The following is a 14305-nucleotide window of genomic DNA, read 5'->3' on the forward strand; positions in this document are numbered from 1 at the left end:
TTCTAGCCACGCTTTTCTGACAATTGGGCCAGCCGCAATTCTATCTGTTTCAACTCGCCGAGCAGCGTCAGCGTGTTCATCCGATCGAACAACCACATTTTCAACATCGACACCGCCGTCGTCGCGATAATCGTGCCTGCTGACCATAATATTGTTTCCCGAACTTCAGTTGCGGCAAAGGCATTCCAGCCGCAAAAAACCGCAAGCCCGAAAAATATGAGCGTATAAACGCCCATCATCCAGGTCCAGAATCGCATCGGCCCCTGCAAAGTGGCGCCGAGCTGGTCAAACAGCCCGCGCCCATTTTCGAGGTCATCGAGAAATGCCTTGTCATCTGCGGTCAGTCCCGCCCTCAGTTCATCATCAAATTTCGTCATCTTCATTCTCCTTGTTGTCCGGCGGACTGCCTTCTTGATCCTCGCCCAGCGCCGCCTTGAGTTGTTTGCGGGCATGGAACAGGCGTGATTTGACCGTGCCCGCCGCCACGCCCGTTACCGATGCAATCTCCTTCACCGTCAGCCCTTCACTGAAATAGAGCGTCGCAGCGACCCGGTGATCTTGGGTCAGCAGATCAAACGCCTGGCCAATCGTGACCTTGTCTTCCGCGCGTGGCGGCACCTGATGGTCCGATTCCCGGTCTGCGGCATGCCGGCCACGGTCGCGCTGATTCCAGCGAATGCGATCCGCGCACCGGCGGTGCAATATGGTGTAGGCCCAGGCAGGAAACCGGTTTGGGCTGCGCAATCCGCGCCAACCCTTGCAAATACTGGCCCATGCTTCCTGCACCGCAATCTGGGCCTGATCTTCATCGCGAAGCAGCCGGTATGCGGTGCGCATCAATCGCGGATACCAGCGCGCAGCCAGTCGCTCGCCAGCACGGCGATCACCGGCCTGTATGCGGGTCAGCAATAGCTCGTCAAATATGCGCTCAGAATCGCTGTACTGCATGAACACCTCTGGCCTCTTTACCCCGATAGTCGGAATAAAGCGCCAGAAGGTTCAAACGGGTTCGAAATTATTGTGCCGTGTAACCCCCGTCGACGACAAACTCCGCACCTGTAACATAGGTCGATTCATCCGAAGCGAGGAACAGCACGCAATTGGCAATGTCGCGCGGTTGACCCAGGCGACCGGCAGGAATGCTTTCGGCAATTGCTTCATAGTGCGCTTCATTATCGCCCACGGCCGCGCGCTGCATGTTCGTTTCGATAATTCCCGGATGTACCGTATTTACCCGAATATTGTCTCGCGCCGTTTCCAGCGCCACGGACTTGCTGAACAATTTTACCGCACCTTTGGAAGCTGAATAAGCCGCACTGCCCCTGAAGCCGACCAGGCCGGCTACAGACGAAAGGTTGATGATTGAACCGCCGCCCGCTTCGCGCATCACCGCCACAGCGGCGCGCGTGCCATAATAGCTGCCCGCGACGTTCACGTTAAACTGATTGAGCAAGGCATCGTTCGCATTGTCATCGGATATGTCGGCGATTTCCAATATTCCGGCATTGTTGACCAGAACATCCAACCGCCCGTGACGCGCAAGAACCGCGGCGATCACATTATCCCAATCATCCTGGGACGATACATCGTGGCGATGGCCGGATGCCTGGCCGCCATTGCCCATGATATCGGCGGCGACCTCTTCGGCCCCCGACACGTCAATATCAGAGAGCGCAACCACCGCACCTGCCTCGGCCAGTCGTTCGCCAATTGCACTGCCCAGCCCTGGGCGTGATGCCGCGCCCGTGACCAACGCGACCTTGCCTTGCATCCGATCCGACATTGCTAGCCCGCAGAAGGCCGGTGCGCTTCGTCTGACCAATCCTGACGCGCAGCCCAGGTTTCCATGGTTTCAAAATCGACTTCAGGCAATCGTTCTTGCACAAAATCAAAATTGACACAGAATGGGCGGGTCGGGGAATCGTTGTTGTGATGATAAAAAGCAGCAATCCCGGCTGAAAATTCTGCCCGTGCTTCCGGTGCCATCGAATCGCCCAAAGCATCTACGAGCAGGTCACCAAACTCCTCTGGCGTGCACGGATCATATTTGATGTCCTTGCCAAATACCCGCGACAAGGTCGCGACCGTATCCTCGGGTTTGAACCGTTCCGGGCCTCCAATGTTCATCCAGGTACCTTCCATATCCGGACGATCCAGCGCAGCCGTCATGCATTTGCCGACATCATCAAGGCTTATCCAGTTGGCTTCCAGATGCGGCTGGTGCGCATAAACATAGCGATCCTCATGCACGATAAATGGCCGGGCCCAATTGGTCAGCAGATTATCCATGAACAGCACGGAGCCAAAAATCGTCGCAGGAATGCCGGTGCGAAAAATGCTGTTTATCGCAACAGTGTTATTGCCATAGGTGAACGGATCACCGGGCTTGTCAGGGATCCAGCTTGAAGTGTTCCAGACAAACCGCTCCGCGCCGGCTTCTTTTGCAGCAGTGGCGACACGACCGGACAGGGTTGCCCGGTCTTCGCGTGCCTGCAGGGGATGGGTGTAAAAGACCGCATCCGATCCTTCGAACGCCGGAACCCAGGTTGATTCATCATAGAGATCAAACACACGGGCTTCGTCCGCGGCATTGCTGCCTCCCAGATCGGGCGTTTCGCTTCTCGAGAGCGCCCGGACCTTGTGACCGGTTGCAGCCAATTGCCTGATTTGTGCGAGACCCTGACGACCGGTTGAGCCAACTACGGATACCAATGACATGATTCATCCTCCTTTATATTTGAAAGGAAGCTAGCCTTGTAACCGGCCCGGCCCAACGCTCCATTTTATCAGGTCATTATTGTTAGGGTGGCCCTGATCTGGACAAACCTGTCAGGAAGACTGCTCCATCAACCGCGCCTGCCATTTTTGCATGCCGCCAATCCAGCGTTCCGGATCGCTGCCTTTCTGGCGCATGTAATCCGCGACTTCAGGATGCGGGAGAATCAGGAACCGCTCTTCGGAAATCGCCTCCATCGTGACGTCCGCAACCTTTTCGGCGCTGAGCATGCCGTCCTTTGCAACGGTGGATGTATCGGTGCCCGCCGTCATCGCCGTATCCACGCCTTGCGGGCAAAGCACGGAGACTTTCAGCCCGTCTGCCCCGTGAGTGATCGCAAGCCATTCTGCAAAGCTGACAGCGGCGTGTTTGGTTACAGAATAGGGCGCCGAACCAATCTGCGCGAGCAGACCGGCTGCCGAGGCCGTACTCAAAATATAACCGCCGCCGCGTGCCAGCATTTTGGGGACGAGCAAACGCGCGGCCCGGATATGGGCGTTGACGTTGATGTCCCAGATATTCTGCCAGCCGTCATCCGACACCTCGACACCGCCCTCTACGGCAATCCCGGCATTGGACACAAAAAGTTCTATCGGACCAATGTCAGATTCGACACTTTCGATCAGGGCGGTAATATCGGTCCCGGAGGAAACATCGGTTTTGATCGCTGTGCCGCCGACATCAGCTGCGACAACTTCGGCACCGGCCAGATCCCGGTCGGCACACACAATATGTTTGGGACCTTCCTGTGCAAACCGCCGCGCCATCGCCGCGCCAATCCCGCTGGCTGCGCCGGTAATTACGATGATTTTGTCCTTGAGGTCCATATTCTGTGCTTCCTGTTGCTGATTTTCAGCAACGGCTTCTATACCAACCGGGAAGGTTGGCAAGGATACAAGTCGGCAGCTATCTACTCACTGCGCAGAGCTTCGATCGGCGACAGTCGTGATGCGCGAATAGCGGGATATCCACCAAACAGCAATCCGATGAAGGCTGAAAACACGATCGCGCCGATCCCCACCCCGATCCCGATTGGTACCGGAAAATCGGCGTAAACCGTCAGTGCCGTCCCGCCGGCAATTGCAAGGATCAGACCCATGGCCCCACCGATGACGCATAATACCGCTGCTTCGACAAGGAACTGATTGCGAATGTCGCTGCGTTTGGCACCCAGGGCCATCCGCAATCCGATTTCCCGGGTCCGCTCGGTCACGCTGACCAGCATGATATTCATGATTCCGATCCCGCCGACCAGCAACGAAATGGAGGCTATGGCAACCAGCACAATTTGAAAGATGCCGGTGACTTGCGCTGATTCTTTCATGAATTCTTCGGTGGTGCGGATCGTGAACGGATTGATATTCTTGCCGCGCACCCGATAACGTTCGCGCAGCAATCGGGTCATCTCGCGCTTGGCCTGAGGTAGCGATACACCATCCTCAAATCCCACGAACAGCACCTGCAAATCATCTGGTCCGGCAAGCGAGTCTCCTGAAAATCGCTGCCGCATTGTGCTGATGGGCATGAGCGCAATATCGTCATTGTCATTGCCAAAGCTCGAGCCTTTGGATTCGGTAACGCCAATGATTTTAAATGGCGCACGGTTGATGCGGATCGTCTCGCCGACCGGATCAAAATCCCCAAATAGTTTCCGTGCCACGGTTGGCCCCAGCACAACGACACGCGCGGCGGAACGGACATCGGCTTCGCTGATGAAACGACCCGACTCCGCGACAAGGTTGGACACCTTGCCATAACCGGGCGTTATTCCGATGGCACTGGTAGACGCATTGCGCCCGGCGACAATCAACTGGATGCTTGATCGCAGTTGCGGCGCTATTTGACTGATGCCGCTAATCTGTTTTTCAATGGCGCGGGCATCTCGCATGGTCAGCCGTCCGCGATCAAAACCCCGGCGGCTGCCCTCGTTATCCGGTTGCGGGAAAACAAGCGCCATGTTCGAACCCAGCGCGTTGATTGATTGCATCACCGATACTTGCGCACCCGAACCGACCGCGACGGCAAGCGTCACAGCAAACACACCGATCATGACCCCCAAAGTCGTCAATATTGAACGCATTAAATTGGTGCGCAAGGCTGTCATCGCGATTGCGATATTGACGAGCCAGCCTGCGGCTTGTTGGCGCAGATTGCCAATCATGGGCGGGCCGCCTCGCGGTTCGAGACCGCCACGTCCTCAATCACCTTGCCATCACGAAACTCAATCCGGCGTTTGGCGCGATCAGCAATTTCCGCTTCATGGGTCACGACGATGATCGTAATGCCTTGTTCGTTCAGTGCCTGAAAAATCTCCATGATATCTTCTGACGTCTTGCTGTCGAGCGCTCCCGTGGGTTCGTCAGCAAGCAGGATAAGCGGCTCGGTCACCAGTGCCCGGGCAATCGCCACCCGCTGCTGCTGGCCGCCCGATAATTTGGCGGGACTGTGATCCAGCCGGTCGCCAAGGCCCATATCTTCGAGTTTTGCTTTCGCTTTCGCCTTGCGTTCTTCTCCGCGCAATCCGGCGTAGATCAGTGGCACCGCGACATTGTCGAGAGCGCTTGTGCGGGCGAGCAGATTAAACTGCTGAAAGACAAATCCGATCTTCTGATTCCGCAGTTCAGCGAGCGCATTGCCGTCGCGGTCGCTTGTCGCAATACCATCAATGCGTACATCGCCCGACGTGGGAATATCGAGGCAGCCAATCATGTTCATGAAAGTCGATTTGCCGGAGCCACTGGCCCCCATGATCGCGACATATTCACCGCGCTCAATCGACAGCGAAACGCCATCGACCGCACGAACGGTTTCGCCGCCGAGCTCGTAATTTTTGACCAGATTCTGTGTTTCAACAAGGGCCATCGGGTCAGGTGTTCCCGCGGGCAAATTCATCCTCGTCATCATCTTCATTTTCAAGACTTTTGGAGCGGATGAGAACTTTTTCGTTCAGTTTCAGGCCTTTTACAATTTCCACAAAATCTTCACCGGCCAGCCCGATCGTGACCGTCCGGCGAACCGGTTCATAGGGATCGTCGCTGGCCAGCCAAATATTGGCCGTGCCGGTCTTGCCGGATTTTTTGTCTGCCGGTTTGGCGGTGTCGTCATCTTCTGTATCAGGCCGGTCATCCTTGCGCGGGCGAAACCGGATGGCCTGTGCCGGAATCCGCAAGACATTGGCCTTGGTTCCGGTGACAATTTCAACATTGGCAGTCATGCCGGTCAGCAATTTTCCATCCTTGTTGTCGACATTCAGTATGACCAGATAACTCACGACATTTTGCGATTCCGTCGCCGATTTTCGGATCTGACCGACCTTCGCACCAAATGTATCATCGGGATAGCTGTCGACCGTGAACCGGACCTGCTGATTGACCCGCACCTGACCGATATCGGCTTCGTCCACCGACGCTTCGACCTGCATGCGGCTTGTATCGGCGGCGATCTCAAACAGGTTGGGCGTCTGGAAACTGGCCGCAACAGTTGTGCCGGGTTCAACCAGCTTGTTGATCACCACGCCGCTGGTTGGCGCAATAATCCGCGTACGATTGAGATCGAGCTGGGCAGACGACAATTCCGCCGTGCTTTGTGCGATCTGGGCGCGTCCGCTTTGCGCCTGGGCCTTGCCTGTGCTGAGCGACGCCCTCGCGGTTGCCAGTGCATTTTGCGCCCGGTCGATGCCGGCACGGGAGACAAAGCCTTTATCTGCAAGCTGTTTCTGCCGCTCATATTCGCGGGTCTGCACTTCATAATCTGTCTGGGCACGGATAATCGCCGCTTCCGCCTGTGCCAGTGTTGCGCGGGCCAGTTCAACCTGCGCGCGCGCCTGGGTCACTCGCGCCTGTATCCGTGTCGGATCAATTCTGGCGAGCACCTGACCCGCCGTTACGGGCGTGTTGAAATCGACATAAACATCGGTCACTTGCCCCGAAATTTCCGAACCCACATTGATGGTATTGATCGCCCGCAACTTCCCGCTCGCCGAAACAATGCGGGCAACCTCGCCTTTAGAGGCCGGCGCGGAGATATATTCATACGTGGCAGGTGTCGGAACAATGATTTTGTAAAGAAGCGCAAGCAATATCACTGCGATCAGAACCGATAGGACAGGGTGACTGCGTACCCAGGTTGTTACCGTATGAATGACAATTTTCTCCTGATCCCGGCCATCCATCCCCTATGTCATGAGGGGCAGGCATACGCAATAATCACGTTGTGCCGGGCAGTTCGCCCAGGACGTGTCACACAGGTGGATAAGAAAATGGCGGAGCCGGAGGGATTCGAACCCTCGATAGGTTTAACCCTATACACGCTTTCCAAGCGTGCGCGATCGACCACTCTGCCACGGCTCCGCACTGCCGCCAGAATCATAAGTGGTACGAAACTCTGACAGCGCCGCTTCCCCTAGTGCGCGAAACGCTCTTTCGCAAGGCCTTGGTTGTGGTTAGGATGCCCGCATGAGAAAAAACATCCTGCTTGCGCCAATCGCCGCGCTCCTCGCCGCCGCTCCCGTCTCCGCCCAGGAGGAAGAGAAGAAGGAATATCCAAGTCCCAATGCGATAGTCGATGCTGCACCGGCGAGCGACTGGAAAGCCATTGCGGCCAGTGATCTGCTGGTCATGGATCTTGCGCCCGATGCCGAGGGAAACAAACGCCGGGTGATTATCCAGCTGATGCCGGAACCGTTTTCGCAAGGCTGGATCCGCAATATCCGCAAGCTGGCCGCCGCGAAATTCTGGGATGGCACCAGCATCAACCGCGTGCAGGACAATTATGTCGTACAATGGGGGGATGCGGGATATGATAATCCGGAATCTGGGGAGACAGAGCAGAAGGCATTGCCGGAAGGTTTGGAGGTGGTGCCTGAATGGCAATATGACGGCGTGGATCCTTCCAAGGAAGAAGTGATAGTATTGCATCCCTCAGAATATGTCTTGGATGAGACATATTCTGGATGGGCGAATTTTGTTGATGGTTGGCCAATCGGTTCAGCTACTGATGGCGGGGATTGGCCCATCCACTGTTACGGTGCCGTCGGAGTAGGCCGCAATTATTCACCGGACACGGGAACCGGTGCGGAACTCTATACTGTCATCGGTCACGCCCCTCGCCATCTCGATCGCAATATCGCGGTGGTCGGAAGGATCATTGAGGGCATCGAACACCTCTCCAGCCTGCCGCGCGGCAAGGGGCAGCTGGGTTTCTATGCCGATGCCAGCAAGCGTATTCCGATCACCTCGATCCGGATGGGTGATGAACTGGAGCAATTGCCCCAGCCGGCGTTCGAATATCTCGATACGGCAAGCGAGGCCTTTGCCCGATATGCGGACGCGCGTGCCAATCGCCGGGACCCGTTTTTTATCAAGCCAGCAGGCGGCGCGGATATCTGCAATATCCCGGTACCGGTCCGGCGCGTGGCAGCAGACTGATCCGTTGTTGGACTTTCCCGTTCCAGCAGATAGGCACAAGAAAAAGACATGATGACCAGAAACAAATCGATCCCTTCTCACACAGTTTTCTCCGCCATGGCGGCAACCACCCTGATGTGCGCCGGGCCTGCATCGGCGCAAGACGAAGCCCCGAAACCCACGCCTGAGCAGGTTCTGGCAGAAGCGCCTGCCCATCACTGGCTTCCCATCCCGGTCAATGACCTGATCATCTTCACCCTGCCCGACGATGCCGACGGCAATCCGCGCCAGACGATTATTCAATTGCTTCCCGGCCAATATTCCGGCGGCCATGTGCGCAACGTCCGCAAGCTGGCCAAAGCGCGCTGGTGGGATGATACAAAAATCTATCGGGTCGCCAAAGGCTTTGTCACGCAATTTGGGGGTACGCCTCAATCCAAGGCGATGCCAAAGGGCCTCGAGACCGTGCCCGAAAGCGAATATTTCAATTCGGGCATCGGTGCGAAACGCGATGCGGACATGGCGGCATTGAAAACAGCCGTGGATTACAGCAACGAATATCAGGGCACGGAAATCCGCCCGCTGATGAAAATCATCTATGAAAATTTCGGCGCCAAAGTCGGATTTGGCGCGGGCTGGCCCGTGGGAACCAAGAGCGGGCAATCCTATCCACTGCTCTGCCGGGGCTCCCTGTCCCCCGCTCATTATGATCCACCGGACACGGGGAGCGGTTCGGAAATCTCGTTCATCACCGGAGAGCAAGCCCGCGGGCTTGATCTGACATTCGGCAATGTCGGCCGCGTCATCGAAGGTCTGGAGCATCTCGTCAATCTGCCCCTGGGCGATGCACCGGGCGGCTTTTTCGAAGACAAGAAACAGCACATCCCGATCCAGTCAATCCGCCTGGCCAGCGAACTGCCTGTGGCTGATCAACCGCGCTTCGAATATCTCGCCAGCTATAGCCCGTCATTGCTGCAATATATCGATGCGAGTACGGGCTATGGCGATATATATGGCAATATCTGCACGGTGCCGGTGCCGATCCGGCGGGTGACAAAAACGCCCTGATCAACCGCTTTAATCAAGAAGACGCTGCACCGGATAGCCGGACCATTTCTTGATCGCCCGTATCGCAAATGCACTGTGCATCGCAGCAACACCCGGCAAGCGCGCCAGACAGTTGCGGTGGATATCATCATAATCAGCGACATCGCGCGCAGATACACGGAGCCGATAATCCGCTTCCCCCGACATCAGATGGCATTCCAGTATCTCGTCGATCTGATGTACCGCGCTTTCAAATGCCGCAAAAGACTGCTCGGTTTGTGCGGTCAGCCGGATCTCGACAAATACGTCCAGCTGCAGGCCGATCTTGCGATTGTCGAGCCGGGCAACATAGCGCTCGATCGCTCCGCTCTTTTCCAGCGTCTTGACTCGGCGATGACAGGCCGAGGGGGACAAGCCGACTTTGTCCGACAGAAGATTCAGCGACTCCTGACTGTCTTGCTGCATATGGGTCAAAATGGCGATATCAATTCTGTCCATCGAATATTTTCCTTCATTATCATCATTTATTCGGATTTTTTATCCCGCCAGTCAAGAATCCAACAAATCTTTCGAAATTAATTTCGGCCGTTTTGCTCTATTATGCAGGCATATTTTTCAGGAGATTGATGATGCGCGTCGGAACACCCAAAGAAATCAAGAATCATGAATATCGCGTCGGGCTGACCCCGGAATCAGTTCGCGAATTGTCCGCCCACGGCCATGATGTGCTCGTCGAAACCGGTGCCGGGCTGGGTATCGGCGCGGAAGATAGTGAATATGTTGACGCCGGTGCGACCATTGCCGCCACTGCCGCAGAGATTTTTGAAAAATGTGATATGGTCGTCAAGGTCAAGGAACCGCAGGCCGTCGAACGCGCGATGCTGCGCGAAGGACAGATTCTGTTCACCTATTTGCACCTCGCTCCCGACCCGGAACAAACTGCGGATCTGGTGAAATCAAAAGCCATCTGCATCGCCTATGAAACCGTAACCGGAACCGGCGGCCTGCCGCTGCTGAAGCCGATGAGTCAGGTGGCCGGACGCATGTCAATCCAGGCGGGTGCCACGGCGCTTGAAAAAGCGCATGGCGGACGCGGAATATTGCTGGGCGGAGTTCCCGGTGTTGCACCCGGAAAAGTGACTGTGATCGGCGGCGGGGTCGTTGGCTTTAACGCCGCACAAATGGCAGCCGGGCTGGGTGCGGATGTCACCATCCTCGACCGCAATCCCGATGTGCTGGAATCGCTGGGCCACTATTTCGAAGCCCGGGCCAAAACAAGATTTTCGAACAAGGCGAATCTGGCGGAATGCGTCGCCGAGGCGGATCTGGTTATTGGCGCGGTGCTGATCCCCGGGGCCGAAGCGCCGAAACTGGTCAGCCGGGATATGCTCTCCACCATGCGACCGGGAGCTGTGCTCTGCGACGTTGCAATTGATCAGGGTGGCTGTTTCGAAACATCAAAGGCCACCACGCATCAGGATCCCACTTATGTCGTGGATGAAATCGTGCACTACTGCGTGGCCAACATGCCGGGCGCCGTATCGCGGACATCAACCTATGCTCTCAACAATGTGACCCTGCCCCATGCGCTGTCGATCGCGAATAACGGTTGGGAAGCAGCGCTGCGCAATGATTCAGATTTGGCCGAAGGGCTTAATGTCTGGAACGGCCACGTAACATATAAAGCTGTCGCTGAAGATTTAGGCTATGACTATATGCCCGTTTCGGAGATAGTGGGGTCCAAAGCACCACAATAAAGGACAGATCACATGGCAGCAGCAGATCAACAGCAACTGGGTTCGGGGTTCCCCCCCAAAAGCGAACCGCATGAAGTGCTGAACGGAATTGATCTGGCTGGCAAGGTTGCGATTGTCACCGGCGGCTATTCGGGCATTGGCCTGGAAACCACGCGTGCCCTTGCCAGCAAAGGCGCAAAAGTTGTCGTGCCGGTTCGCGATGAAACCAAGGCGGCGAGCAATCTGTCCGGCGTTGAAGGGGATGTGACTTCCGCAACAATGGATCTTGCTGATCTGAATACCGTGCGCTCTTTGGCTTCAGACATGGTCGGCAGCCTCGAAAAAATCGACTTGTTGATCAACAACGCAGGTATTATGGCCTGTCCGCTCGAACGAGTGGGGCCCGGATGGGAAAGCCAGTTTGGTGTCAATCACATGGGGCATTTCGCTTTGACCAGGGCGCTGATGCCGCTGCTCGAAAAAGCGGATGCTCCTCGCGTTGTCGCGCTTTCTTCGATTGCCCACAAACGCGGTGGCATCATCTGGGATGACATCCAGTTCGAGAATAGCGAATATAATAAATGGGTCGCCTATGCGCAGGCCAAGAGTGCCAATGCTCTGTTCGCCAACGGATTGAGCCGGCGCATGGCAGGATTCGGTGGTCGTTCTTTTTCGGTCCACCCCGGCGGAATTTTTACGCCCTTGCAACGACATCTACCCAAGGAAGAACAGATCGAACTCGGCTGGCTGGGTCCTGATGGAGAAATCAGCGAAGGGGCCAAGGCCATTTTCAAATCGCCGTCACAGGGTTGTACCACCAGCCTTTGGGCTGCGACATCACCACTGCTGAACGACAAGCACGGTGTCTATTGCGAGGATTGCGACGTCGCCCCGCTCATGAATGAGAACTCGCCTCCATTTTTGCATTGTGCACCGCATATTGCGGACGAGGAAGGCGCAGATCGGCTGTGGGATATCAGCGAAAAACTTCTCGCCAGCGCCTGACCGACCGATGAAGGAAACGCCGCAAGCTGATGACGAATTTGCCGGATTGCTGATCCGGGACAATGGCGGATTTGTGCTGCAACGCGACGATGGCAAGCGATTCCGCCTTGATCTTCTGCGTACGCCAGTCGACGCCGTGGAAAAGCGCGTTATCGTCACGGGCCGCAAGCTGGATGATGGTCATATCGAGGCTGACGGTGTGCGGCTGGCAACCCAGTCACAGTCTAGCGCATCATGACTCAACTTCCCGACATCAGATTTCGTCCGGCAAAAGTTGACGATGTTCCCGAGTTGCATAGCCTGGTCGAAAGTGCCTATCGCGGAGAAACTGCAAAACGCGGCTGGACGCATGAAGCTGATCTGCTCGGCGGCCAGAGAACCGACCCGGCGGCCCTAAAGCAGATGGTCGAAGATGCTGATCAAACGATTCTGCTTGGCATCTCGGATGACAAGCTCATCGGCTGTGTGCAGATGGTTCGGATCACTGCGGAAACAAGCTATCTCGGATTGCTTACCGTCGATCCCAACAATCAGAGCGGGGGCATTGGAAAATTGTTGCTCTCGGCAGGAGAAGATCATGCGGGTCAGGTCTGGAAAACACCCGTTATCGAGATGAAGGTGATAAAACAGCGCTCCAGCCTGATCGCCTGGTATGAACGCCGCGGCTACAAACTGACCGGGGAATATCAACCCTTCCCGCTCGATGATCCTGATTTTGGTATTCCCAAAACACAGGCGCTTGAATTTGCGATTTTGCGTAAGGAACTGGGTCTGAAGCCGGTTTGATCCGACGCGCTCAGGCAGCTTTGCCCTGCAATGCCTTTTGCCGACGCCGCTGGACCGAACTGCCCAACCCGAGCGCTTCCCGATATTTCGCAACAGTACGGCGGGCAATATCAAAGCCACGCTCTTTCAGCAGTTTCACGAGCTTGTCATCAGACAGAATTTTCTTGGGGTCCTCGCCGTCAATCAGGGACTTGATATGGCTTTTCACCGCCTCAGCTGACGCTGCTTCACCGCCGGTCGAGGACTGGATTCCACTGGTAAAGAAATATTTCAGCTCAAACGTACCGCGCGAACAGGACATATATTTGTTCGACGTCACCCGGCTCACGGTGGATTCATGCATTTCGATGGCATCTGCGACATTTTTCAAAGTGAGCGGGCGCAGATGTTCGACGCCCTGCCGAAAGAAATTTTCCTGCTGCTTGACGATCTCGGTCGCCACTTTGGTGATCGTGCGCTGACGTTGATCCAGTGCCTTTATCAACCAGCCGGCATCCGCCAGACATTCGTTCAGCCATTCCTTTGAGGTCTTGTCCTGCGCGCCATCCTTGAGCTCGCTATAATAGGTCCGGTTGACCAGAACTTTCGGCAAAGTCGCACTGTTGATCTCAATCACCCATTTGCCCTGTCGCTCCGCAACGAAAATATCCGGAACCACTGCTCGCACATCACCGCCGCCAATCGTCAGGCCGGGTTTGGGGTCATAATCCCGGACTTCCGCGATCATGTCCATCATGTCTTCATCATCGACATCACAAATGCGCTTGAGCTGAGGCAGCGCCCCTTTGGCCAGCAAATCGAGATTATCCAGCAAGCGGGCCATCGCCGGATCATAGCGGTCTGCTTCCTTTGCCTGCAGCGCAATGCACTCGGCAAGATCGCGAGCGCCAACGCCTACAGGTTCCAGACTTTGCACCGCAGAAAGGACGGATTTGACATCATCGAGCCCGACCCCAAGCCGGTTGGCGAGCTCCAGAAGATCGCAGTGCAGGTAGCCGCATTCATCAATCTGATCGATGACATGCTGTGCAATGAACAAATCTGCACCTGACAGGATCGCGCCGGCCTGCTTCATCAAATGTTCTGACAGCGTTGTTTCGGCAACCAGCATATTTTCGAAATCCGGAGCCTCGCCGCCGACACCAGAGCTCGATGAGCTTGCGCCGTTCATACCCAGCGTTCCGTCCAAAGCTCCGCTCAACTGGCCGTCACTTTCGGTTAGGCTGTTGTTGGAGAACTGATCTGCTTCATTCTGCAAATCCAGATTGGATTCAGCCTCAGCGGGTCCCGAGGATAATATCTCGTCACTGCCTTTGACTTCAGATTGGGGCTCCAGGTCCGATGAATCCGCAGTGTCTGGAGCTTCGGTTGAAATGCCACCGGTGTCCAGGAGCGGATTACGTTCCAGCTCGTCAGATATATAAGTTTCCAGTTCGAGGTTCGACAAGGCCAGCAACTTGATTGCTTGCTGAAGCTGTGGTGTCATCACCAGTGACTGGCTTTGCCGTAAATCGAGGCGGGGACCCAATGCCATGACGATTATCTGGTCT

At 55.9% G+C, this 14305-nt stretch carries 16 protein-coding genes and 1 tRNA gene; 6 read left to right on the forward strand and 11 right to left on the reverse strand.

Annotation, left to right across the window (positions count from 1 at the left end; genetic code table 11):
* Window positions 1–2 precede the first annotated feature (2 nt).
* From ABJI30_RS04815 to ABJI30_RS04855, 9 genes are all read right to left on the reverse strand, one after another.
* Window positions 3–377: a DUF6768 family protein gene (locus tag ABJI30_RS04815; protein WP_348016053.1), complete on the reverse strand. Its 375-nt coding sequence runs from the start codon at window positions 375–377 to the stop codon at window positions 3–5.
* Window positions 364–948, reverse strand: a complete 585-nt coding sequence (locus ABJI30_RS04820) for an RNA polymerase sigma factor (protein ID WP_348016054.1) — start codon at window positions 946–948, stop codon at window positions 364–366. Before ABJI30_RS04820 ends, ABJI30_RS04815 begins: the two co-directional genes overlap by 14 nt.
* Before the next feature lie 67 nt (window positions 949–1015).
* Window positions 1016–1783: an SDR family NAD(P)-dependent oxidoreductase gene (locus ABJI30_RS04825; protein ID WP_348016055.1), complete on the reverse strand. Its 768-nt coding sequence runs from the start codon at window positions 1781–1783 to the stop codon at window positions 1016–1018.
* 2 nt (window positions 1784–1785) lie between these two features.
* A complete protein-coding gene (locus ABJI30_RS04830) occupies window positions 1786–2718 on the reverse strand; it encodes an NmrA family NAD(P)-binding protein (protein WP_348016056.1) in 933 nt (310 codons plus the stop codon).
* A 111-nt stretch (window positions 2719–2829) separates the two neighbouring features.
* Entirely contained in the window at window positions 2830–3603 is a 774-nt protein-coding gene (locus ABJI30_RS04835; RefSeq protein ID WP_348016057.1) for an SDR family oxidoreductase, read from the reverse strand.
* 83 nt (window positions 3604–3686) lie between these two features.
* Complete coding sequence (locus tag ABJI30_RS04840; RefSeq protein ID WP_348016058.1) at window positions 3687–4937, reverse strand: ABC transporter permease; 1251 nt, start codon at window positions 4935–4937, stop codon at window positions 3687–3689.
* Window positions 4934–5638, reverse strand: coding sequence for an ABC transporter ATP-binding protein (locus tag ABJI30_RS04845; RefSeq protein WP_348025396.1), 705 nt, complete (start codon window positions 5636–5638; stop codon window positions 4934–4936). Before ABJI30_RS04845 ends, ABJI30_RS04840 begins: the two co-directional genes overlap by 4 nt.
* 4 nt (window positions 5639–5642) lie before the next feature.
* Window positions 5643–6947: an efflux RND transporter periplasmic adaptor subunit gene (locus tag ABJI30_RS04850; protein WP_348016060.1), complete on the reverse strand. Its 1305-nt coding sequence runs from the start codon at window positions 6945–6947 to the stop codon at window positions 5643–5645.
* Window positions 6948–7035: 88 nt separating this feature from the next.
* A tRNA-Ser gene (locus ABJI30_RS04855) sits at window positions 7036–7125 on the reverse strand.
* 105 nt (window positions 7126–7230) lie between these two features.
* Here ABJI30_RS04855 and ABJI30_RS04860 point away from each other — a divergent pair.
* Both ABJI30_RS04860 and ABJI30_RS04865 read left to right on the forward strand, forming a co-directional pair.
* Window positions 7231–8202, forward strand: coding sequence for a peptidylprolyl isomerase (locus tag ABJI30_RS04860; protein ID WP_348016061.1), 972 nt, complete (start codon window positions 7231–7233; stop codon window positions 8200–8202).
* A 48-nt stretch (window positions 8203–8250) separates the two neighbouring features.
* Complete coding sequence (locus ABJI30_RS04865) at window positions 8251–9249, forward strand: peptidylprolyl isomerase (protein ID WP_348016062.1); 999 nt, start codon at window positions 8251–8253, stop codon at window positions 9247–9249.
* A 9-nt stretch (window positions 9250–9258) separates the two neighbouring features.
* On the opposite strand, the gene ABJI30_RS04870 is transcribed toward ABJI30_RS04865, so the two are convergent.
* Window positions 9259–9726 carry an Lrp/AsnC family transcriptional regulator gene (locus ABJI30_RS04870; protein ID WP_348016063.1) on the reverse strand — a complete coding sequence of 156 codons (468 nt, stop codon included), beginning with the start codon at window positions 9724–9726 and terminating at the stop codon, window positions 9259–9261.
* Window positions 9727–9857: 131 nt separating this feature from the next.
* On the opposite strand from ABJI30_RS04870, the gene ald reads away from it, so the two are divergent.
* The 4 genes from ald to ABJI30_RS04890 are packed head-to-tail and all read left to right on the forward strand — an operon-like array spanning window position 9858 to window position 12755.
* A complete protein-coding gene (gene ald, locus ABJI30_RS04875) occupies window positions 9858–10985 on the forward strand; it encodes an alanine dehydrogenase (protein WP_348016654.1) in 1128 nt (375 codons plus the stop codon).
* 12 nt (window positions 10986–10997) lie between these two features.
* The gene (locus ABJI30_RS04880) at window positions 10998–11969 is read left to right on the forward strand and encodes an SDR family NAD(P)-dependent oxidoreductase (RefSeq protein WP_348016064.1); all 972 of its coding nucleotides are present in this window, start codon (window positions 10998–11000) and stop codon (window positions 11967–11969) included.
* A 7-nt stretch (window positions 11970–11976) separates the two neighbouring features.
* Window positions 11977–12207, forward strand: coding sequence for a DUF5818 domain-containing protein (locus ABJI30_RS04885; RefSeq protein ID WP_348016065.1), 231 nt, complete (start codon window positions 11977–11979; stop codon window positions 12205–12207).
* On the forward strand, window positions 12204–12755 hold the full coding sequence (locus ABJI30_RS04890) for a GNAT family N-acetyltransferase (RefSeq protein ID WP_348016066.1): 552 nt from the start codon (window positions 12204–12206) through the stop codon (window positions 12753–12755). The genes ABJI30_RS04885 and ABJI30_RS04890 overlap by 4 nt, the downstream gene beginning before the upstream one ends.
* A gap of 10 nt (window positions 12756–12765) precedes the next feature.
* Here ABJI30_RS04890 and rpoN read toward each other — a convergent pair whose 3' ends face one another.
* The gene (gene rpoN / locus ABJI30_RS04895) at window positions 12766–14289 is read right to left on the reverse strand and encodes an RNA polymerase factor sigma-54 (RefSeq protein WP_348016655.1); all 1524 of its coding nucleotides are present in this window, start codon (window positions 14287–14289) and stop codon (window positions 12766–12768) included.
* Window positions 14290–14305: the final 16 nt, after the last annotated feature.

Source organism: Parasphingorhabdus sp., assembly GCF_039968395.1.
GTDB lineage: Bacteria > Pseudomonadota > Alphaproteobacteria > Sphingomonadales > Sphingomonadaceae > Parasphingorhabdus.